Origin of the sequence: uncultured Roseobacter sp., assembly GCF_947495275.1 — a bacterium.
In the GTDB taxonomy this organism is placed as follows: Bacteria; Pseudomonadota; Alphaproteobacteria; order Rhodobacterales; family Rhodobacteraceae; genus Roseobacter.
This window is the reverse complement of sequence record NZ_CANLYL010000004.1, coordinates 344290-365710: the sequence shown is the minus strand read 5'-3', so window position 1 is coordinate 365710 and position 21421 is coordinate 344290. Positions and strand designations below refer to the sequence as shown.

The following is a 21421-nucleotide window of genomic DNA, read 5'->3' as shown; positions in this document are numbered from 1 at the left end:
GGGCACCATGTCGAAAGATGTCATCAATCCCTACGATGCCTTGCGGACCGGCCTGATCTGGGGGCGTTGGAAATCCGGTGAAAGGTTGATCCCGCAACATCTGAAAGCTGAATTCGGCTGTACCAGTTCGGTTTTGCGCGAAGCCATGCTGCGGCTCGCTGGCGAAGGCTTTATTGTTTCGGAAAAGAACCAGGGTTTTCGAACCGTTACACATAGTGAGGAAACCTTTTGCGAGGCCGCGCATCTGCGCCTGATCCTGGAGCGTGAAGCGGCGACGCTTTCGCTACAAAAAGGTGATTTCAATTGGGAAATGGCAGTGACAGCGGCCTATCAGAAACTGGCCTATGTCGAAAAGCAAATGATCGAAACACAAGACGTCCAGAAATATGTCCGGCACTGGTCGATTCAGGATTGGGAGTTTCACGCAACACTCATGTCGGCATGCGGTTCTGATTTGCTGATGAACGCCTACCGCTCTGCCTTTGACACGTTCCGCATGTATGCGGTCTCGACCTACGCGCATTTTGGTTTTGGTGCCGAGATCACTGCAAAAGAACATCTCGACATCTACGAAGCCACCATTGCGCGTGACGTGCCTGGCTGCCTGGCTGCAATTGAACGTCACCTGACACTTTACCAGGAAGGTCGACGCAGCGGCGCCGCCTTATCGTCGAAATTGCCGCCGGAATAGAAAACCGAAACACTGAACGGGAGGAACTTATGACACAGATCGCATTGATCACCGGCGGAGGATCAGGAATTGGTCGCGCTTGCGCCGTCACACTGGCGCAGGCCGGATTCGAAATTATCGTAACCGGCCGCCGCAGCGCACAACTGAACGAAACCCTTGACCTTGCGGGTGGCGGCACCGCAATCGCTGCGGATATTACCGACCCCAAGGAAGTTGACGCGCTCTACGCCCGGATCAAGGCAGATCACGGGCGATTGGATGTGCTCTTCAACAACGCCGGAAACAACGTGGCAGCAGCACCGATCGGTGACATCCCGCCAGAGGATTTTCTGCACGTCATCAATGTAAACCTCTTTGGCGCCTTTCTGGCGGCGCGCGGCGCATTCAACCTGATGCGGGCGCAAGACCCGCAGGGCGGGCGGATCATCAACAACGGGTCGATCTCTGCTGCGGTGCCACGCCCCGGCTCGGCCCCCTATACCGCGTCGAAACATGCGATCACCGGTTTGACGCGGACGATTTCACTGGACGGTCGCCCCTATAACATTGCCTGCGGCCAAATCGACATTGGCAACGCGGCTTCCGAAATGACCGCCAAAATGAGCGGTGGCGTGCCACAGGCTGACCTGTCCATCAAGCCAGAACCGGTTATGGATGTGCAACATGTTGCAGACGCTGTTTTGCACATGTCCAACCTGCCGTTGTCGGCAAATGTGCAATTCATGACCGTGATGGCCACCGCGATGCCGTTCATCGGGCGCGGTTGAGCATGAGCGGAATTCAAAATATTCACGTCCCAATCGAGTTCCGCACTGACGCTCATTGATCCAACAGCCGTAGTCTGAATTTCGCAGACTGCGCGGCCCGAGCCACCCGCAAGACTGGTTTCACAAATTGAAAGGTGCCTTATGGAGACCCTAATTCGCGCATGTAGCGTCAACGACATTGAGGAAGAAGACGTTCTGCGCTTTGATCATGGAGATCGGACATTTGCGATTATTCGCAGCCCCGAAGGCGAATTCTATGCAACAGACGGCCTTTGCACCCATGAAAAGGCCCATCTTGCGGAGGGTGTGGTCGACAATCACGATATCGAATGCCCATTGCATTTCGGTACTTTCGACTACCGCACGGGCGACCCCACAGGTGCACCCGCCTGCGTCAAACTCAAGATCTATCAGGTCAAACTGCAGGGCAATGACGTCTATATCAGCCTGACCTGACAGGTCTTGCAATATCGCTCAAGCTTATTCGCCGCCCCATGCTCTAGAAATGGCTCTGCGTCAAAGCACCCCTTGCGCAAGGATCATCACCGCACCGGCAGCCACGATGTACCCCGCATCGACAAGCGTCGCGCGGCCCGATTTCTGGCTGAACAAATCCATCCCGGCAACCACGAAGGCAACAGCGAGAATGGCGCCAACTGCGGTCATAATGGCCTCGTTTGTCTCGGTCATGCCCACGACAAGGGCGAGCAGTAAGATTCCAAAGAACTGAACAACCATCGCGGCCATCGGAGGCGATGCAGGCGGAGAAATATCGTGACTGCCAGTCGCCCATGCCTTGCCGAACATCAAGGGCCCGAACCACAACATCCCCAATCCGAAAGCCGCGACTGTACCAACGCCGACCGCAAGCCAGTTCATTAGCGTGACATCCATCACCCGGTCTCCTGAAGTGCATTGAGCTTGGCGTCGAGTGTTTCAAGGATGCCCATCCAGCCGCCCTTGTGGTTGTCGCGCGTCTCAGCATCAATGAAGCGCACATGTTCGAGTGTCACATGTGTGCCTGCCGCCACCGGCTTGAACGTAAGCGTTACCGTACTGTTCTCCACCGAAAAGGGGCTTTCCCAGGTGAACACAAGCCGCTCGTATCTGTTGATTTCGCGATAGGTTCCGGCATGTGGAATTTCATTGTCGCCAGCCTGCATGACGATTTCAAACCGACCTCCCTCCTCGGGCTCGCTGGAGGCGTGCGGGACACTCATTCCCGCCGCCGGCATCATGAATTTCTTCAGCATTTCCGGGTCCAACCAAGCATTGAACACATCGATTTGCGGCGCATTGATGGTGCGCTCCAACATCAGGTTCAGTTCATTCATTCTTGTCTCCCTTCGTTATCAACGCATCCAGAGCCTTTAGTCTGAGTTCCCAAATGGACCGCAGATCAGCGAACCACCGGTCGATTTCAGACAGGGGCGACATCTGCACTTCGATCAGATGTTCCCGCCACTCCGTTCGCCTGATGACCAACCCCGCGCGTTCCAACACTTTGATATGCTTGGAAACCGAGTTCAGGCTCATTTCAAACCGCTTGGATATATCGGTCACGCGCATCGGTCCGTTCTGAGCAAGAAGCGTCAGAATTTCCCGTCGTGTGGGATCGCTGGCAGCCTTGAGCAGGTCGTTCAGAAGCTCTGAATCGAGTCGTTCAACCATATGGATGAATAACAAGGCATACGTTGTCAGTCAACCAATTGGATGAATGGAAGTTTCGATATCGGCCCGTCACACAGCCTTCACTGCCAACAGGATGATCGAGATTCAGCTTTCCATATCCATGCAACTGGGTTCAGATCACGCGACCTTCTTGAAAAGCCGAGCCCGGATATGAACACCCCGCTGACCTCTGCACCAACCCTCAAAACGGAACGTTTGATTTTGCGCGGCCCGCAACGGGGTGACCTGCCAGAATTCACCCGTTTCATGACCAGCGCTCCAAGCATGGTGTCGCAAGGCGAAACCGTTAGCAAAGAAGAGGCTTGGTACGGTTTCCTGACCGGTATCGGGCATTGGCAATGGCATGGTTTCGGCTTTTTCACGCTCAGGTTGCACGATGACGATGCGCCCCTGGGCCGTGTCGGATTGCTCAAGCATTCCAATTGGCCAGAGGTTGAATTGGCCTGGCATCTCTTTGAAGGATCCGAGGGGTCTGGATATGCAACCGAAGCAGCCCGCACCGTGCGCCAATGGGCCTATCTTCAAAAAAACATCGAGCAGCTGTTCAGCTACATTCACCACGAAAACCAAGCCTCACAGGCCGTTGCGAAACGTCTGGGAGCAACGACAGATGGAACGCGCGCGCCACATGAACCTGACGCTGAAATCTGGGTGCACCCGCCCGGAACGCCGAACGCTAGGTAGTGCGCATTCGTCAAAGCGGTTGGCTCAACCGGTAAGCGCATTTTTGACGACGCGCGCCAATTGAGCCACCTTGAACGGTTTGTTCAACAGCACCGTATCTGATCCCGGAAAACCTGCGCGTTTTGCGGTAGTCGCCGGGTAGCCGGACATGTAGATGATCTTGATTTTTGGGCGAACCGCTTTGATTTCCTCGGCAAATTCCGGACCACTTTCGCCACCCGGCAAGACGACATCGGAGAGCACTAGGTCAATTTTTGTCCCCGTAGCCACAATGTCCCTTGCGGCTGCGGTGCCGCTTGCCAAGATCACTTTGTAGTTCAGGTTCTTCAGCATCGTCTCGGCGAGCTTTCTGACCTCTGCATCGTCTTCAATCACCAGAATGGTTTCACCCCTGCCGCAGGGAACCGCTTCAGCGCGTGGCGTTTCCGACCAATCAACCTCGACATCGGCCCGAGGCAGATAAATCCTGACAGTGGTGCCCTGTCCGACCCCGCTGCGGATCGTTGCCTGCCCACCCGATTGCTGGGCGAAACCGTAGACCATTGATAGACCAAGCCCACTGCCCTGCCCCACCTCCTTGGTGGTAAAGAAAGGTTCAAAGGCACGATTGCGAACGTCTTCCGTCATACCCTCCCCCTGATCGGTCACGGAGAGTACAACGTAATGTCCCGCAGCGATCTCGGCACCATTTAAAGAGCTGTCTTCATCCAAAGTGACATTCGCGCATTCAATGGTCAGCGTGCCACCTTGTGGCATCGCATCCCGGGCGTTGATGCCAAGGTTCAGCAGGGCCGCTTCCACCTGACCCGGATCCGCAAATGCACTCCAGGAACTGTGCTGCGCACGCGTGGTCACCGCGATGGTTTCACCCAACATACGTTGCAGGAGCTCCGACATATTCGCGATGAGTTCCTGCACATTGATCGGCTCAGGCCTCAACGGCTGTTTGCGGGAATAGGCAAGAAGCCGTTGCGTCAACTCGGCACCGCGCCCGGTTGCATGAATGATCGCGGAAATCATCGGTTGAGATTGCGTGCTCTTATCCAACTGCTCCAACAGCTCTGCATTCCCTTGAACAACGGCAAGCAGATTGTTGAAATCATGCGCAATTCCCCCGGTCAGCTGGCCAATCGCCTCCATCTTTTGCGCCTCGGCCAAACGTTTTTCGGATCGGCGTTTTTCCTCGCTGGCTTCGGATTTCGTCTCCAGCAACAAACGCTCTATCGATCGGTGGCTTTCCTCAAGTTCCAGCCTCGCGACGAATTCCGACACGAATAGCTGCGCATGCCGTTTGATGACCTGGAAGAAGATGAAGAAGAAGCTCACCGCGATGATAGCCCCCCCCAAGGTTGCGGGGTGCCCTGCGGACAACAGACCTGCAAGGGCCCCAATGGTCACGAGCCCAGAGTAGACAACCGCCGCCATGGGAACAGGATAAAGCGCGATTGCGCCGCCACAAATCATGCCGGTGACAAGGGCGGCCAAAAACATCTGGACCCAACCATCGACAACCGGAAGCACAAACATGCTTGGATAGGCCCAGATCAAACCGAATACGGTTGAGCGCCGCACGACCCTTTTGACCGAGCGCTTGCTGACTTTTTCAGGAGCCTCGCGCAGCCGATGACGTCGTGCCCTCCACAAGGCGGGTACGGACACATATCCGATCACTGCCGCCCAAAGTGCGATCACCGGTGTAAATTCACCGGTCACATAGAGCGCTCCTACGAGGGTGCCCGCGTTGACCATGTTCACAATCATCAACGCAGGCATCAGTCGCACCAACGCATGGACCTGCTGCGCCCGAATACGAGCAGCGGTCTCGGGGGTCTGAGAATTGGTCAAAGATTATTATCCCGCAAAAGGAGACTAATTCTACCTTGATACCAACTATGATTGAATCGCCTATTCTTGGCTAGCCCGGCAGGCAGGCGATAACGCTATCAAAGACGACCTCGCTGGCCGCGCAATAAACACGATTTCGCGTCAAAACTCACCCGGCATAGCCAAACAGACGCGGCAGCCACAGGACCAACCCTGGCCACAAAACCAAGCTCAACAGGGCAATCAGCAGCGCGATAAGGAAGGGCCAGATTTCACGGATGATTTCTGCGAGCGGAATGCGTGTGACTGCATTGAGCACAAAAAGCAGAATCCCGTAAGGCGGCGTGATCAGCCCGATCATGCAATTGACGACGGCCACGACGCCAAAATGCACAAGGTCGATGCCAAGCTCGCGACAGGTGGGCAGAAACAGCGGTATGATCACCAGAATGATCGTTGTGGCATCCAGCACGCAGCCCAAAAGCAGCAGCAACAGGTTCACACCCAGCAGAAAGGCAATCGGTTTTACGTCCAGCCCGACGAGGCGTTCGGCCAGCAGGCTCGGGATGTTCTCGGAGGCCACAACGTAGTTGAGGATCAGGGCCCCTCCGATCACAAGACCAACGGCGGCAGAAGAGCGTGCACTTTCAACCAATATCTCGTAGAGCGCGCGGAGGCTGAGTGCGCGATAGAAGATCGAGGCGAGCAGCAGCGCATAAAATGCGGCGACCGCGGCAGCCTCCGTCGGCGTGGTGACGCCCCCGTAAATCCCGTAGAGCAGGATCGCAGGCATCAGCAGGGCCGGAAATGCATTGGCCGTACGGCGCGGCAGCTCTGATAGCGGCACCGGCTCTTCGAGAGCGAACCCGCGTTTGTGGGACAGCACAAGGTTCATCGCCATCAACACCGCCCCCATCAGTAACCCGGGTATGATCCCGCCCAGAAAGAGGTATCCGATGGAGGTATTGGAAACCAAAGCGTAAAGGACCATGGGAATCGATGGCGGAATGATCGGACCAATCGTCGCAGAGGCGGCAGTGATCGCGGCCGCGTAGCCACGTGTGTAATGGCCGCTTTTCGTCATCATCTGAATGATGATTTTGCCAATGCCCGCAGCATCGGCCACAGCAGAACCCGACATGCCCGAAAAGATCAGCGATGCGACAACGTTGACGTGTCCCAGCCCGCCGCGAAACCGCCCGACAAGTGCTACGCAAAACCCAAGCAGACGGTCACTGATGGTCCCTGCATTCATGATATTGGCCGCCACGATAAAGAGCGGCACCGCAAGCAGGATGAAGCTCTGATAGAGGCCATCCATCAGGACCTTGCCAACAATGCCGACCCCCTGCCCCGCAAGTGTCACATAAGCCACCGACGCCACCAGAATGGCGTAGGCAATGGGCGTGCCAATGCCAGCCAGAAAGAACAGCGTCGCGATGCAGATAAAAAATTCGATACTCATCGTATCTCGTCACTGCCATGTGTTGGCGCGTCCACACCGTAACGCACTGCGCTGTAGGCAGCCCAGGCATAACGCAGTGCGACGGCAATCAGAAAGAAGATGTATATCGCGTAGATATCCCTCATGCGAATCCAGTCTCCGAAAACAGCGGATAATGTCGCCGTTTTCTTGAGCCGCAGGATATAGAATTTCGACCATGTGGGTTCAACGGACAAGATCAGCACGACCGCGATGGTGACGCCTGAGATGATGATGAACCAACGGCGCACCGCCGGTCGCACAGCGTGGAAGAGGATGTCAAAGGTCACATGATCGCTGTCTCTGACCACAAAAGCATTGCCCCAAAAAACGATCCAGACCCATAGAAACAGGCAAAATTCGAGGGTCCAGCCATAAAGCGAGGGATCAAGAAAAGGAAACCGGTCAGGCAGCCATTCGAGACGCGCAGAGTAGCGCACCACAATCTGCAGAACGAAGGTCAGAAACATGATCGCCATCATCGCCGCGGCAACACTGCGCGCAAAGTGGCCTGCACCCGCCTGAATTGATTTCATCTGTGGCCCCCGCGATGGCCAGTCTTTGCCGGCCTAAATCATGGGAAGGACGGTTTGCCCGTCCTTCCAAACGTCATATCACAACAGATCAGTTGCCGAGCGCGTTGATTTTGTCCAGCACGCCATCGGGCCAGCTTGCCGCAAGTTCGGAGCCTGCGTATTGCGCCTGAACATGGTCACGGAAAGCCTTGAGATCAGGCTCGTAAACCTCTAGCCCCTGCTCTTGCAGGAAGGACACGAGATTGGCCTCTTTTTCCAGCTGCTTTTGCCGCCCGCTCTCTGCCGCCGCTTCTGCTGCGGCCTGAACGGTGGCCTGTTGGTCAGCGGTCAACCCGTCCCAGACTGCTTTCGAGAAGGCAACATAGTTCAGATCAACCAGATGCGACGTCAGGGCGATCTGTTTGGTTACCTCATAGAATTTGGCGTCCACGACCGTGGGGAGCGGATTGTCCTGACCATCAACCGATCCGGTCTGCAAGGCGGTGTAGACTTCGGTGAAGGCCATCGGCGTGGGGTTTGCACCCAGTGCCTTGCCCAGAAACTGCCAGGCGTCTGTGCCGGGCATTCTGAGGTTGACACCGGCGAGGTCCGCCGGGGAGGTGACGGTCAGCTCATCTTTGGTCTGGCGCAAGTTCACATGGCGCTGGCCGAGGTACATGACCGCAAGCAGCTTCACGCCCAATTCATCCTCTACCTTTTGACGGAACGGTTCCATCAAAGGGTCATTGAAAACGGCAACCTGATGGGCCGCGTCCTGATGAACGTAGCCTGTCGCAAAGATCGAGAATTCAGGGAAGAACTGCGCCAGCTCCTGTGCCGAGGTGATCGACATTTCAAGATCACCCGACGCGATCGTTTCCAGCTCAGACCCCTGGGCAATCAAGGAGCCATTGTAATGCGGCTCGTACGTGGCGAACTCTGCCACAGCCGGGGCAAAGACCTCGGCCAGCGCCACCGACCGTTGGTCGGTCTCGGACGCAGGTGTGGACATCCGCAAGGTAATGTCGGCTGCATAGACCGGAACAGCCAGTGCGGTCGCCATCACCGCGATGGGTGCACGCCTGATGAAATTCATGATCATATTAGTTCCTCCGTGTTTAACTTGCGGCTTTTCCGCATATTATCCGTCAGGCTGTCGCCCATCGAAATTCCTTCACATGCCAAGAGCGCGCCGTTTCGCGCTGTCGATATGCGCTTGAAGGGCCCGCACGGCTCCTTCAACATCACGCTCTTTCAGCGCCGCCAATATGACAAGATGCTCGTCAAGGACCGAAACGACAAGCTCCGGCAGCATCCGCGTATCCTGGTTCCGAATAAGTCTGATTTTTATCGCATTGACCCGGTGAATGTCCGAAATGATCGCATTCCCCATGGCGTCAATGATCAGGTCATGAAAATCCCAGTCAATCTGTTGGGCTTTCTGCAAAATGTCGGGCGAAACTGCTGAGGTAGCCGCATCACGCACATCCTGGTGCTGCCTGATCAGACGGTCAATGTCGTCCGATGTGGCGGTCTTGCAAAATGCCATGACCGCCTCCCCCTCAATGATGCTGCGAAGCTGGAAGGCATTACGAACAAGCTCAAGATCAATGGACAATATCTGCAACCCGCGCTTGGGCACCGTCTTGATCAGCCCATCCGCCTCAAGGCGCGGGATCATCTCTCGGATCGCCCCCAAGGGCATGCCCGTCAACTCCACAAGCTCGCGCTGCGAAACGATCTGTCCGGGCTGAATGTCGCGCGACAGCAATTTTGCGGTAAAGTTGGAATAGGCGTGATCACGTAGCCGGAGAGATGCCTGAGCGCTCATGCTGTCGCCTTCGTTGACGAAAACCTTGCGGCAATCAGATCACACGCCGTGCCTTCCAGCGGTCGCAAGGGCGCACGCAGGTGCGCCCACTGGGCGTTGCCGGTTTTGGCGACCATGGCCAATTTCAATGCCGGAATAACCGGACCGGAGACAATCAAATCCACATCCGCACAGAGCGCGCTATCTTCCAGATGTGTCTCAAACAGGGTTTTCAGACGCGCAGGGTACAGATTCGCCATGCCGCAGATCGACCCTGCGGCCCCCAGGGCGGCAGCCTTGTGCAGCAGCCGTTCGTCCCCGACCAGCGTGGCGATCTTGCCGCTTTCGAGAAGCGCGCGCGTGTTATCCCAGTTCCCGGCACTGTCTTTAACCGCAAGCACATGATCCGGGAATGCCTTTTTGAGACGCATGATCAGATCAAGGGACAGCGGTATCTGGGTAATTTGCGGGATATGATAGAGAATGAACTGCGCCGCTGAATCGGCCATCTCGAAAAGACCTGCATGCCAATCGAAGAGGCCAGTATCATCCACCCCCTTGAAATAGAAAGGGGGCATCAGCAGAAACTGGGTGACGCCTGCCTCCAGACCTTGCCGCAGCTGCGTATGCACGTCCGAAAGGGCTGAACCACACAGACCGAGTGTGATCTGTTTTGGATTGATGCCGCTACCGGTCATCGCCACGAGCGCGTCCTGCCGTTCCTGAAGCCCGATGGACGCGCCCTCTCCGGTGGTTCCAAAGAGCGTGACGCCCTGAAGCCCACTGCCGAGCATATCCTGTGCATGCTGACACAGCAGCCCGAGGTTCAAACTGCCGTCCGCATGAAATGGAGTCAAAAGGGCTGTGGATATCCCGAAGTGCGCGATACTCATGCCCCCCTTTTCATCGTTTGCCGCACGTATGATTCGAGTTTTCAGGGTAATCGTTACAAGTTGACTGTCAACGTAACATGTTAGATTGTTCACCAGATTAATGCATTGGAACGTGCGGGGTGAACGACCTGAGATGCCAAGAATTCTCTGCGCGGGGTTGATTGCCACAGACCTTGTGTTCGAGGTCGGGGAGTTTCCTGCAAGCGGTACGAAAATCAGGGCGCAAGGCGCTCGGATGATCGCAGGCGGCGGGGCCATGAACGCGGCCTCGGCCATCACCAGTTTGGGGGGCGAGGCGATACTGGCGGGCGCTATCGGGGATGATCCGCTGGGCGAATTTGTCAGAGACAGGATGAAAGCGCACGGCATTGACGATCATTTGGTTCAGAAGGTTGCAGGCGCTTCGACACCACGATCCGCGATTGTCATCACAGCTGACGGGGAGCGCACGATCATAAACCATCGCGACGCAGAACCGCCTGGCGAGTCGGAAGCTTTACATCCAGATCTCCTTTTTGATGCCGTGTTGGTGGACACAAGATTTCCAGCGCTGGCAAGAAACGTCACTGCGGCAGCCCGGCAGGCGGGAAAGCCCTGCGTTGTTGACGCTGAAGCGCCCGTTTCCATCGCCACAGAGGTACTTGAGGATGCAACCCATGTCATCTTCTCCGAACAGGGATTGGCCGATTTTTGCGGAGAGGCGAGCGCCGCAACCCTGGCACATGCAGCCCGTCAGCTTGGCGGATGGTGCGCCGTGACACGCGGCGCAAACCCCGTTCTTTGCAGTGATGGTGCGCACAATACCGAAATCCCCACCTTGAAGACACATGCTCGGAACACGCTCGGCGCAGGCGACGTCTGGCATGGCGCATTCACCCTGGCCCTTACCCGGGGCCGCTCGGAAATCGAGGCCGTTAACTGGGCCAACGCGGCGGCCGCCCTGAAGGTCGCACGGCCCCTTCAGATGGAGGATCTGCCAACAACCGCAGAAGTCGAGAGCCTCCTGCAATCCGACAAACCCGCGTTGGAGCATCTGACATGACCTTCACGGACACACGAAAGCTCACCTTGAATGGGCAGCCCCTCCCGGATGAAAGGATCGGTTCCTTGACGGAGGCCGATGCGTCGGGAGATCTCTTTGCACAGCTCGCACGCGACGGCTACCTTCTTCTGCGGGGGGCGCATGACGCCACCGAGGTCGACACGGCGAGGCTGGAAGCTCTTTACCGGTTGGCAGAAGTCGGTGAGGTTGCTGAGCCCACCGAAGATGGTATCGCATCGGGCCGGTCGCATCGGCGCGACATTTATCCGAACACCGTTGAACTTGGTGCCTTCTGGCAATCCGTCAGCGAAGGCCCGGCCCTTCGTGCGGTCATCAACGGCCCGCGCATCGCCAAGATCATGGACCGGCTCTTTGGTGAGAAATCACAGCATTTCTCGTTTGCGTGGTTACGCGCGATGACGGCGGGCCGGGCATCACCGCTACACGTGGATCACCCCTACATGAACCGGGGTTCCAAGCGGTTGGTGACCTGCTGGACGCCGCTTTGTGATATCAGTCTTGCTGATGGGCCACTTTACATCCTTGAGGGATCACACCGCTGGGACGACATTCGCCGGCAATTCGAGGGCCACGATGTGGATCAGGATACCACGCGACCGGGACATATTGAGGAGAGCGCCATCGCCCTTGCGCAGCGCAAGAACAGCCGGTTCTTGACCACGGAGTTCAAGCCGGGTGACTGTCTTGTTTTCGGCATGTTCACCGCGCATGGGTCCTTTGACAACGCCTCCCAAACAGGTCGCATCCGCCTATCCTGCGATACCCGGTTCCAGCCCGCGGCAGACCCGATGGACCACCGCTTTTCAGGATCATCCCCGACAGCTCACAACGGGCTGGGATACGGCTGCCTGTCGGCGGCGCTGCCGATGACGGAAACCGGAAAACTGCGCTGAAAACGGAAGAAAGACGTCGATGTGAAAGGAATTATTCCCAGTCTGAATACACCGTTTGACCCCGCGGGTCACCTTGATCTGTCATGCCTCAGGCGATTGGTTGAGCATACAATTGGCGCAGGCTGCGGCGGTATGCTTGGGCTGGCGGTCGCAGGGGAGCACACGACACTGACAGAAGGTGAAAAACTCAGCTATATCCAGACCCTGACCGACGCAAATGCCGGACGTGTGCCTGTTATCATCAGCGTGACCGCGCAGGACCCAAATGAGAGCCTGGCGCTTTCAAGGACCGCCACTCAAGCTGGGGCTGCCGGCGTCTGCGTGCAAATCCCCGAAAACCTGAACCGTCAAGGCATGCATGAATTCCTGCGCGACATCGCGAATGCCGGACCAGATATTCTGATGGTGCAGGATCTGGATTGGGATGGGGGTGGTCTGTCTCTTGATGACATCACCTATCTCTTTGACAAGGTAGATAGGTTTTCCTGGCTGAAGATAGAGACACAGCAGGCAGGTCCCAAGTATTCGGCTGTTCTGCGCGCTACTGACGGCAAGCTGAATGTCTGCGGTGGCTGGGCTGTGACGCAGTTGATGGACGCATTGGCGCGCGGCGTTCATGCGTTCATTCCGACCGGCATGGAGCGCGTTTATGTCTCGATCCAACGCCTCTATGAGACCGGAGAAGTCACCGCCGCGCGTGCCTTGTTCGAAAGGGTCTTGCCGATCCTCAATTTCTCCAACCAGAACATCGGTATCAGCATCAGGTTCTTCAAGGAATTGCGCAAAGCGGAAGGGCTGTTTGAAACGGACCAATGCCGCCTGCCGCAGGCGCAATTCGATGACATCCAGGCGCTGGAGGCACGACACGCGCGCAACGCCGCGATGGCATTGATACGCCAAGCAAGTGAAGCCGCGGCGATGAGACAGGACGGATAGCGAAGATGTCACAGATTTTGGGTCACGGTCAGCATCGATATGAACCGCTGCCGGAATGGGGCAACCTGCCATCCGATGTGATTTTGGGGGACGTTGCGGGCATTGCCGTGGACGACAATGACAGGGTGTATCTGTTCAATCGGGGCGACACACCGGTCGTTGTGCTCAGCCAGAGCGGAGACCTTCTGGCCGCCTGGGGACAGGGCATCTTTACGAACCCTCATGGGGCGTCGATTGGACCGGACCAATGCCTTTACCTGACCGATAATTTTGACCACACCGTCCGCAAATTCACGCTGGACGGTAAATTGCTTCTTGAGATCGGCACAGCTGGCGTCAGTTCCGGGTTCATGAGCGGGCGACCGTTCTGCAAATGCACCCATGCGGCAATCTCCGCATCCGGCGACATCTTCGTGTCCGACGGGTATCAGAACGCCTGCATTCACAAGTTCGACCCAAGGGGAAATCTTCTGAAAAGCTGGGGAACGCCCGGATCGGGACCCGGCGAATTCAACCTGCCCCACAATATCTGCTGTGACGTCGATGGCTGGGTGTATGTTGCGGATCGGGAAAACTCCCGCGTGCAGGTCTTCGATCAGAACGGGCGATTTGAGACGCAGATCAATAATATGCACCGCCCGAGCGGGTTGGCGATCACACCGAGGACCTGCCCTGCGTGCATTGTAGGCGAGTTGGCGCCTTATCTCCACGTCAATCGGGATTTCCCGAACCTTGGCCCGTTCGTCACTTTTATGGATCAGCAAAGCAGGGTCATCTCACGCCTTAACGCAAGCAAAGGTCCGGGATTGGGCGCCGGCCAGTTCCTGTCTCCCCATAGTATCGCATATGACAGCTCCGGCGACCTCTATGTCGGCGATGTGGTTGATGCGGACTGGCACGCAGTCATGCGTGAAAGTCCCAAACCGGAACATCCCAGACGCTTTCAGAAATTGAGGCGTGTTGCCGACACCGATGCACGGACTGATCCCAAGTCCGACAGGTGATGGTTGGCGATCTGGTCAGCCAAAGCCCGCCTGCCAGCGGGACGCAAGCGGCCTGACGTCGGTTCAAATATGCGTTATTCTGGACTTACGGGCTGTCTCTCAGACGATGGCGCCTTACATCTGCAATCATAGTAAACGGTATGGAGTAATTTTGATGGTACTGAAATATGCAGCAGTTGGCGTGGCCCTGGCCTTGAGTGCCTGCACCACGATAGACAACGAAACGCGCACGCAGAAGGTCCTTGAGGGCGGCTTGAACGACGGCCAACGTTACGAACTCAGGACGCGCGAGATGGCCGGGCCGAACGGTTCCTTCACGCAGACCCGTGTGGTTTACAGAGGTCTGGCCAGAACCTGTGTGCTGGACAGCCCCGGAGATTGCGAGTCTGTTGCGCGCAATCTCATCGACAAATATGACGAGTTGATTATCTAGAGTTTCCTCGCAGGAGGGTGTGTTGAAGTTGTCGGCGCCCCTGTGACAATGGGCAACCAGCTTCCCGGTAAAGAAATCAGCTTTTACCCATGTCCCGCGCTCAGCACTATCTGCGCGGGACCAAATTTCGTTCCCGGGCTAGCAATCGACGCCCGCCTGGCTGCGGGCCAGTTCCCGTTTGTCCACATAGACAAAGCCCTGCACCGCCGGGCTTTCATAGGCCATGACCTGACCGGCGGTTCTAGCAAAACAGGCACAATCCATCCCGGATTGCGCAGACCGACAATAGGCCATCTCGTTTCTGAATATCGTCTGACTTTCCGAATCCGAGGCGACCGCGGCGCCGCGTGTTGTCAGTGGCTGGAAGGTGAATCCGATGGCAGCAACCGTTACCATCCCCAGACCTATGTAGATAGCAAGAGCGCTTTCACTGACCATTCTACCCTCGAGACGCCCCCGCATTTACGCTAACGCCCTTAAAATAGCGCCTCAAGGAAAATGAAATTACGATTTAACTCAAATGAGTCGGGGTGCAGCCAGGGCAACACGGTCATGTTCGGGGTTGCGTGTATGCCGGATTGATCGTCTGGCTCTACGGTAGTGCCCCTCCGGGAGAGCCGCGCAGGGACCAGAAGAAGGCTTCCAGCTTCTTGCTTCGGGTCGTTTCCCCGAATGTCGCGATATAGGCACGATCCAGCAGCGAAGCAGAGGTCGCAATCTCTCGATTGAGAACTTCGAAAAAGCGCCCGATCAACAGCGATTTATGAATCTCATTGTAATCCACATTGGCAAATATCGCATATCGGTCGGTCGTGAAACTGCGCGGGCCACGCAGCCAGGCACATCCTGCGTGACGGCTGGCATGCTCAGCGATGATCTCCAGATCGCCGACATAATATGTAATGGACCCGTCACAGAATTTCTTGGCCACATCATCATGCGTATCACCGGCCCAGAACACGCCCCCCTGCTCTTCCAGCCCATTGGTGTTGTTACAGTGGTTCTTGCTGTCTTTTGGGCTGCGCAACGCGGCAATGATGTAGTCGCGATAGGTGCGCCATTCGCCGGACTGCAGGATAATCTGAATGCTATGGCTTGCCGCGTTGGTTGTGCCGACAAACCCGATCAGAGCCTTGTCTTTTCGGCAGGCAGATGCGGGTGCTACGGACCCTTTACGCGTCAGATATCCGACCCCGGTGATAAAAAGCGGCGGCGAGACGGCAAATCGTTTGACCCGCGCGGTGTTGATCGTCGCCGGGTCACACATGATGTCAATCTTGTCGCCAAGCAAGTCAAAGCGATCAAAAGGGACGGGTTCTTCGTTGGCAGCCTCAGCCAGTTTTTTCAATTCATCCCGGCGGGTCTTTGACAATTCATCAATATCATGAACCGTGATCTGGCTGGCCTTGATGTCGGGCGTATCATCTTGCCGGATGAGCATCTGCTTGAGCACGACATCACAAATGTAGACCATGTATCCATCATAACCAGCCGCCCGGATCGGACCGGAACCGGTAGACACGTTCCGGGGCACCTTGAAAGTTTCATAACTGAAAGGACGCGCAGCACCGCGTACTCCGATGCGCAGTTCCAGCCCAGGTGCATCGGCCTCTGCAACCGTTTCTGTCGCGGTGTCATTCGTCACCTGTGCGGTGGCTGGTGTCATTGCCCAACCAAACAACATCAAGAACATAACCCACATACGTGTCATTCCGCGCTCGCTTTCTTGAGGTTGAACAACCTGCGCTTCTTGGTCTTTTGCGCCGGGCTGTCCTCGGTGATCTCCAGGAAGATGGCGAAGAAAATCAGGAACAGGAATGGATGAGCGCCGTAGATCAGCATCTCGCGGACCTCAAAACTGTAGTCAAATCCGGGCGGCGTATCGCGGATGAAACCAGGGCCATAGCTGGCAATCACGATCAGGTAATACCAGCCCAAGCTCATGAAGGCGAAGAGCACGCCCATGGGTATCGTGACAAAGGCCCTTAGCTCGTCGTGTTGGTCAATCAGGACCAGAACGCCAATGGCGACGATGAACCCAACGCCCGCATGCATCGCAAAGAAGGACCATTTTGACTGGAAGAAAAAGGCGATCTGGTTCTCGGTGAGTGCAAAACCCGCATTGATCCACAGTTCCAGAAACGTACCCGCAATAACACCAAAAATGGCCGCTATCGACGGGATGACTGCCATCGAAAACAGCCGCAGGAACGGTATGCGCCGGATGTGCCATCCCGGCCAGGAATTGTCTTCCTTGCGCACCTCACGACCGAATAAGGCCGTGATCGCCGCCAACAAGGTACTCATGAACACGCCAAAGACTTCCCAGAACGAAACCGTCAGAATGGTATGACGGCGTTCTGCATATTTCGTTTTCAGGGTCGATTTCCAAACCGCACGGCACTTTTCGGCTTTGGGAGGGTCAAGGGAGCCGACCGCCGGGTCAATCTTGTCCCAGGGATCGTCCTCCTCGTCGAACTCATCAGGCGCGGGCGGTCTGGATTTACAGGTTTCGATCAGCTCGGCATCAAACTGCTGGTTCTCCATGGTCTCGACGACAATTGGTTGCAGCCGCGATGCAGTGATGGGGTATTCTGCGGAATTCCATGCCAGCAGTGTGTAGAACGCAGCCGGAATCGCCAGCGTCGAAAACATCATCCCCATCGCAAAGGAGTTCAATTCGACCTGGTAGCTTCTCTTGATCCGCTCATTGATCCGCGCAATGGCGCTATCGCTGTTGTAATTTTTGATCGCCCGATTGTTGCGCAGGAAATGAACAGCAAAGAGCGCAATCGTGTCATTGGCCACTGCATTCGCCATGTCGAATATCTTCTTGCGGGCGGCTTCGTCACCTTTGACCTCGTTCTTGAGCTGGTTCTTCAGGTCTTCCACCTGCCCTTCGAGGGTCTCGGACAGCTCGCCCATTTTCTCAAGTTGCGTAAATGGAAAATGTTTGACCCGCTGCTTTCCCGTGATGGCCGGGGCGAGGTAGTCAATGGTCCGCAATGAGCCGTGAATGGCTGGTATCTGGCTGCTGTCATAGCTGTTTTTGAAATCTTCCTCGACATTTTGGGTAAACATGTCGGACAAGGGCTTCTGGCACTCAACCTTGAAGTTCTGGAAAGCGATTGCGTGCAGTTCTTCTATAACGGCGTAAACCCCGCGTGGCACGCCGGCCAAACGGTGAGACAGCGACCGCATGGTGTTCTCTACCGGTCGCAAGGCCCCAATGGAAAAGATGGAAATAATCGCAGCCGAGATGAAGATCGGGCGTCCGTATTGTGAATCGATCAGGCCAATCGGGTCCGTGGCGGTGCCGGTCAGGTCATCCGTCGGACCAACCTCCGAATTCGACGCCAGCGTCTGCGTGACCAATTCATAGATTTCGGTTGAGCTGAGCACCACAATGTAGGTGCCCAGATACAGCAGCGAATAGAACATGAAGCCGATGTTCTTTTCGCGAGGCGTACAAAGCTTGGCAACCTCGACGTTCCGCAGGATCGGGTGTTCCCGAAACGGAATTGAGGTCAGCGAGGAGTTATAATTGCGGTAGGCTTCGATGAGTAGCGTGACAGCCCCGGCAACAACCACCCCAAAGTAAATGAGGGAGTTCATTGGCTCAGCAAGGTTTTACACCAGCTTTACAAGCAGTTGCTGACGGAAGGATCACACGGACCGGCTTGCGGGTTCTGATCCGGCCCCGGAAAATAGGGGGAGGACCCGATGAACACGGCCAGAAACGCAACGGTGGCTAGTTTGGACAGCATAATTGTTCTCAATGATTAAATTAATGATGTGTTAACCTAGCGGAAACCTGCCGAAATTTCAACCTGAAATTGATGCTGGCGGCGGGCCACAACGCGTTCGACAATTCAGGTCGTGATCTGCTAAGTATATGATCGCCCGATCTTATCTGTTCCCGTTGTGCGCGGCCTCCGATCCGGCACAGGCAATTGCGATAGATAGCCTAGGTTGAATTTGGTCTTTCGCAGGTTGACCGCCGGTTTTGCAATCACAAACGACCGGTCTCAACCAGAGGTACAAATGCATCCCTGAGGACGCATTCAAGGCGTGTGTTTCAGCGACGAGGATGCGAAAACGATCAAGATGGCCAAAACCGCAAGGAGCCCAAATGCGATTTGCAGATCGGTGCTTTCGGCAACAAAACCAACGAACGCGGGACCGATCAACATGCCTCCGTAACCGAGCGTGGCGACGCTGGAAATGGCCTGACCTGCCGGCAAATCCGGGTCATTGGCCGCGCGGCTGAACGCCAGCGGCATGATCACGGCGTATCCGATCCCCATCAGCGCAAACCCCAGCAGCGCGGCGGTGAGCGAGGGCAGCAAGACCGTAATCAACACCCCGACTGCGGCACAGATACCGCTGATCCGCGCGGCACGCACAGGTCCCGTAACCGTCACCAGCCTGTCGCCCAACAGCCGGACAATCACCATCGCAACAGAGAAAACGGTGTACCCTAAAGTTGCAGCACTTTCAGATGTTTGCACGATATTCTTCAGGTAAACGGCGCTCCAATCCGCGACCGCACCTTCCCCAAGAGCTGCACAAAAGGCGACGATACCGACCAACACCAATGTTCCCGTTGGAAAGGCAAAGATTGAGCCATCACGGTGAGCGGCTCTGTCGGACTCCCAGGGAATATTGGCGGCGTAGTATGTTGCTGCAAATACGGCTGCCGAAGAGATCAGGAAATGCACAAAAAGACCCATGCCCAGATAAACCGCCAGGTATCCGCTCAGAGCGCCCAGCCCTGCCCCAAAGCTCCACATCGCATGAAATGAAGACATCATGCGCCGGTCAAGGCGGCGTTCGGTTTCGGCCCCCCACCCGTTCATCGCCACATCCATCGCGCCATGCGCAGCGCCAAAAAAGAAAAGCGCGGCCCCCAGGGTAATTTGCGTTGGCGCAAGCGACAATGCGACGAGTGTCACGGGATATGTGAAGGCAATCAGGCGGGTCACCCGCACTGCGCCCAGGCGATCAACTGCCTTGCCTGCGATGGGAAATGAACAGACAGCGCCCGCCGCAAGCGTCAGCAATAAGAATCCAAGTGCTGCGTGCGACAAACCAAACTTTTCAGCCACCGCCGGCACGCGCGACGCCCAAATGCCGAATAGCGCACCATTCAGGATGAACATGGCTGCGACCGCGCGCCAGGGGGTGCGCCAGTCAGACATTTTTAACCATGATTCCCTTGGCTTGGAACGCGGCACACTCCGAGGGCGTGCCGTCCGTGATCAAGCCGTCAAGCGCGGTCGGGAGCAACGTTCGGTGACGGGCCCGCGATCCCAATTTTGTACGATCAGCCAGTGCAACCGTCTTCACTGCGGCATTCGCCATCATTTTTTTTACCCGGGACTCATCCATATTGTCAGAACTCAGCCCGAAATCAGCGTCCATGGCACAGGCCCCCAGCACCGCCGTCTCGGCTGCCAGCTGACCCAGTTGTTCTTCGCAATCCAATCCGACGCTTACCCCCCCGTGGCCGCTCAGACGCCCCCCGAGCAAGACCACCTCGATACCGTTTTCCATACACGCGATCGCCACCCAGGGAGAGGGCGTTACAATCAGCAACCCTGCTCTGGGCTTCAATGCTTTGGCGAGCGCCCAAACCGTTGAGCCCCCGTCCAAAATTACAGTCTTGCAATCCGCCAAACTGTCCACGGCGGCAGCGATCATCGCCGCAGGAGGTCTTTTGCCGTGCGCGATTTTTTCCTGCATGGGTGCTGCCGGTGGCATGACCGGGATTGCGCCGCCGCGAACCCTGTGCGCTTTGCCCGACCGTTCCAGCGAAATCAGATCGCGGCGCGCGGTGTCTATCGACACGTCGAATTCTACAGCGATTTCCGCCGCAACAATGTGAACACCATCCGCCAAACGGCGTTCCAGTATTTGCTGGCGGGTATCCGGGACGTTCAGATCCATTTAATTCCTGCACTTTCTTGCAAAAAAATGCATAACACTGCAAAAGAGAAGAATCCAACCCCAAATGTCCGAGGAGCTTCAAGAAAATGAAACAGGTTTTTGACGACAGGGAATTCAGGCCGTTTCGTGCCGCGATTTTCGATCTCGACGGGACGCTGGTTCATTCTGAACACGCTTGGGAAGCGGCAAAAATTTCGGTCTTGGCCCATCATGGTCGCAGACCAAGCCAAGCCTTGCTGGACGCCCATGTCGGTCGGGGGTTGAATGGTTTCCTTGACGAGGCTTTTGAAGAAACCCTGTTGCCGGACAAACGCGCAGCCATCGCACATGAAATCGGCGCAATTGCTGATGATCTGCTGCCCCGCATGCGTGAGCCGATTGCCGGTGCTGCTGATTGCCTGCAAAGCTTGCATCTGAGCGGGCTCAGGATCGCCATTTGCTCCTCATCGCCGCGGCGGCACATCAAGGGTGCCCTCGACATGCTGAACATTGGCAATCTTGTTGACACGATTGTCTCCGCCGCAGAACTGCCAAAGGGCAAACCGGATCCTCTGCCCTATCAAGAGACGCTGCGCGCCCTCACCCTGGACGCAACTGACGTCTGCGCCTTTGAGGATTCACTGCCCGGTGCGCAATCTGCTGCCTCTGCCGGTATTTGCGTTTTTGCGGTCGGTCCGGGATGTACAGAACCGAAGTTTTCATTCTGTCATCGGCAATCAGAAAGCTTTGCGGCTCTTTCCAGTCTTGTTCCCGCAACCCCCTAGCATTTCTGTTCAAACATCCA

Annotated in this window: 24 protein-coding genes; 10 read left to right on the top strand and 14 right to left on the bottom strand. The window is 56.3% G+C overall.

The genetic code is table 11. From position 1 onward, the window contains the following. Positions 1–7 precede the first annotated feature (7 nt). From Q0802_RS10770 to Q0802_RS10760, 3 genes are all read left to right on the top strand, one after another. A complete protein-coding gene (locus Q0802_RS10770; RefSeq protein WP_298917698.1) occupies positions 8–691 on the top strand; it encodes a GntR family transcriptional regulator in 684 nt (227 codons plus the stop codon). 29 nt (positions 692–720) lie between these two features. Continuing rightward, the gene (locus Q0802_RS10765) at positions 721–1458 is read left to right on the top strand and encodes an SDR family oxidoreductase (protein ID WP_298917696.1); all 738 of its coding nucleotides are present in this window, start codon (positions 721–723) and stop codon (positions 1456–1458) included. Positions 1459–1599: 141 nt separating this feature from the next. Then, positions 1600–1914: a Rieske 2Fe-2S domain-containing protein gene (locus Q0802_RS10760; RefSeq protein WP_298917694.1), complete on the top strand. Its 315-nt coding sequence runs from the start codon at positions 1600–1602 to the stop codon at positions 1912–1914. 60 nt (positions 1915–1974) lie between these two features. On the opposite strand, the gene Q0802_RS10755 is transcribed toward Q0802_RS10760, so the two are convergent. The 3 genes from Q0802_RS10755 to Q0802_RS10745 are packed head-to-tail and all read right to left on the bottom strand — an operon-like array spanning position 1975 to position 3129. Then, positions 1975–2352, bottom strand: a complete 378-nt coding sequence (locus tag Q0802_RS10755) for a DUF1761 domain-containing protein (protein ID WP_298917692.1) — start codon at positions 2350–2352, stop codon at positions 1975–1977. Further along, positions 2352–2792 carry an SRPBCC domain-containing protein gene (locus Q0802_RS10750; protein ID WP_298917690.1) on the bottom strand — a complete coding sequence of 147 codons (441 nt, stop codon included), beginning with the start codon at positions 2790–2792 and terminating at the stop codon, positions 2352–2354. The genes Q0802_RS10755 and Q0802_RS10750 overlap by 1 nt, the downstream gene beginning before the upstream one ends. Further along, a complete protein-coding gene (locus Q0802_RS10745; protein ID WP_298917689.1) occupies positions 2785–3129 on the bottom strand; it encodes a metalloregulator ArsR/SmtB family transcription factor in 345 nt (114 codons plus the stop codon). Before Q0802_RS10745 ends, Q0802_RS10750 begins: the two co-directional genes overlap by 8 nt. 171 nt (positions 3130–3300) lie before the next feature. On the opposite strand from Q0802_RS10745, the gene Q0802_RS10740 reads away from it, so the two are divergent. Next, positions 3301–3834 (top strand): GNAT family N-acetyltransferase, encoded by a 534-nt coding sequence (locus Q0802_RS10740; RefSeq protein WP_298917687.1) that lies wholly within the window; start codon positions 3301–3303, stop codon positions 3832–3834. Positions 3835–3858: 24 nt separating this feature from the next. Here the strand turns inward: Q0802_RS10740 and Q0802_RS10735 are convergent, their stop codons facing one another. The 6 genes from Q0802_RS10735 to Q0802_RS10710 form a co-directional block, all read right to left on the bottom strand. After that, a complete protein-coding gene (locus Q0802_RS10735; RefSeq protein ID WP_298917685.1) occupies positions 3859–5679 on the bottom strand; it encodes an ATP-binding protein in 1821 nt (606 codons plus the stop codon). A gap of 148 nt (positions 5680–5827) precedes the next feature. Continuing rightward, positions 5828–7123: a TRAP transporter large permease gene (locus Q0802_RS10730; protein ID WP_298917683.1), complete on the bottom strand. Its 1296-nt coding sequence runs from the start codon at positions 7121–7123 to the stop codon at positions 5828–5830. After that, positions 7120–7677, bottom strand: a complete 558-nt coding sequence (locus tag Q0802_RS10725; RefSeq protein ID WP_298917681.1) for a TRAP transporter small permease subunit — start codon at positions 7675–7677, stop codon at positions 7120–7122. Before Q0802_RS10725 ends, Q0802_RS10730 begins: the two co-directional genes overlap by 4 nt. 88 nt (positions 7678–7765) lie before the next feature. Further along, the gene (dctP, locus tag Q0802_RS10720) at positions 7766–8758 is read right to left on the bottom strand and encodes a TRAP transporter substrate-binding protein DctP (RefSeq protein WP_298917679.1); all 993 of its coding nucleotides are present in this window, start codon (positions 8756–8758) and stop codon (positions 7766–7768) included. 72 nt (positions 8759–8830) lie between these two features. Next, positions 8831–9487: a GntR family transcriptional regulator gene (locus tag Q0802_RS10715; protein ID WP_298917677.1), complete on the bottom strand. Its 657-nt coding sequence runs from the start codon at positions 9485–9487 to the stop codon at positions 8831–8833. After that, complete coding sequence (locus Q0802_RS10710) at positions 9484–10359, bottom strand: dihydrodipicolinate synthase family protein (protein ID WP_298917675.1); 876 nt, start codon at positions 10357–10359, stop codon at positions 9484–9486. The genes Q0802_RS10715 and Q0802_RS10710 overlap by 4 nt, the downstream gene beginning before the upstream one ends. 133 nt (positions 10360–10492) lie before the next feature. Here Q0802_RS10710 and Q0802_RS10705 point away from each other — a divergent pair, with 133 nt between their 5' ends. The 5 genes from Q0802_RS10705 (at position 10493) to Q0802_RS10685 (ending at position 14688) form a co-directional block, all read left to right on the top strand. Next, on the top strand, positions 10493–11401 hold the full coding sequence (locus tag Q0802_RS10705; RefSeq protein WP_298917673.1) for a PfkB family carbohydrate kinase: 909 nt from the start codon (positions 10493–10495) through the stop codon (positions 11399–11401). Continuing rightward, on the top strand, positions 11398–12315 hold the full coding sequence (locus Q0802_RS10700; RefSeq protein WP_298917672.1) for a phytanoyl-CoA dioxygenase family protein: 918 nt from the start codon (positions 11398–11400) through the stop codon (positions 12313–12315). Before Q0802_RS10705 ends, Q0802_RS10700 begins: the two co-directional genes overlap by 4 nt. 21 nt (positions 12316–12336) lie before the next feature. Beyond that, positions 12337–13251 carry a dihydrodipicolinate synthase family protein gene (locus Q0802_RS10695; protein ID WP_298917670.1) on the top strand — a complete coding sequence of 305 codons (915 nt, stop codon included), beginning with the start codon at positions 12337–12339 and terminating at the stop codon, positions 13249–13251. Positions 13252–13256: 5 nt separating this feature from the next. Further along, positions 13257–14255 carry a peptidyl-alpha-hydroxyglycine alpha-amidating lyase family protein gene (locus tag Q0802_RS10690; RefSeq protein ID WP_298917668.1) on the top strand — a complete coding sequence of 333 codons (999 nt, stop codon included), beginning with the start codon at positions 13257–13259 and terminating at the stop codon, positions 14253–14255. A 154-nt stretch (positions 14256–14409) separates the two neighbouring features. Beyond that, entirely contained in the window at positions 14410–14688 is a 279-nt protein-coding gene (locus tag Q0802_RS10685; protein ID WP_298917666.1) for a hypothetical protein, read from the top strand. A gap of 138 nt (positions 14689–14826) precedes the next feature. Here Q0802_RS10685 and Q0802_RS10680 read toward each other — a convergent pair whose 3' ends face one another. The 5 genes from Q0802_RS10680 to Q0802_RS10660 all read right to left on the bottom strand — a co-directional run bounded on the left by Q0802_RS10680 (position 14827) and on the right by Q0802_RS10660 (position 20637). Further along, entirely contained in the window at positions 14827–15126 is a 300-nt protein-coding gene (locus Q0802_RS10680) for a hypothetical protein (RefSeq protein ID WP_298917664.1), read from the bottom strand. Positions 15127–15280: 154 nt separating this feature from the next. Further along, entirely contained in the window at positions 15281–16399 is a 1119-nt protein-coding gene (locus Q0802_RS10675; protein WP_298917663.1) for a hypothetical protein, read from the bottom strand. After that, positions 16396–18303 (bottom strand): hypothetical protein, encoded by a 1908-nt coding sequence (locus tag Q0802_RS10670; protein ID WP_298917661.1) that lies wholly within the window; start codon positions 18301–18303, stop codon positions 16396–16398. The genes Q0802_RS10675 and Q0802_RS10670 overlap by 4 nt, the downstream gene beginning before the upstream one ends. A 449-nt stretch (positions 18304–18752) precedes the next feature. Continuing rightward, on the bottom strand, positions 18753–19889 hold the full coding sequence (locus Q0802_RS10665) for an MFS transporter (protein ID WP_298917659.1): 1137 nt from the start codon (positions 19887–19889) through the stop codon (positions 18753–18755). Beyond that, positions 19882–20637: a DeoR/GlpR family DNA-binding transcription regulator gene (locus tag Q0802_RS10660; protein ID WP_298917657.1), complete on the bottom strand. Its 756-nt coding sequence runs from the start codon at positions 20635–20637 to the stop codon at positions 19882–19884. The genes Q0802_RS10665 and Q0802_RS10660 overlap by 8 nt, the downstream gene beginning before the upstream one ends. Positions 20638–20723: 86 nt before the next feature. On the opposite strand from Q0802_RS10660, the gene Q0802_RS10655 reads away from it, so the two are divergent. Then, on the top strand, positions 20724–21401 hold the full coding sequence (locus Q0802_RS10655; RefSeq protein ID WP_298917655.1) for an HAD family phosphatase: 678 nt from the start codon (positions 20724–20726) through the stop codon (positions 21399–21401). Positions 21402–21421: the final 20 nt, after the last annotated feature.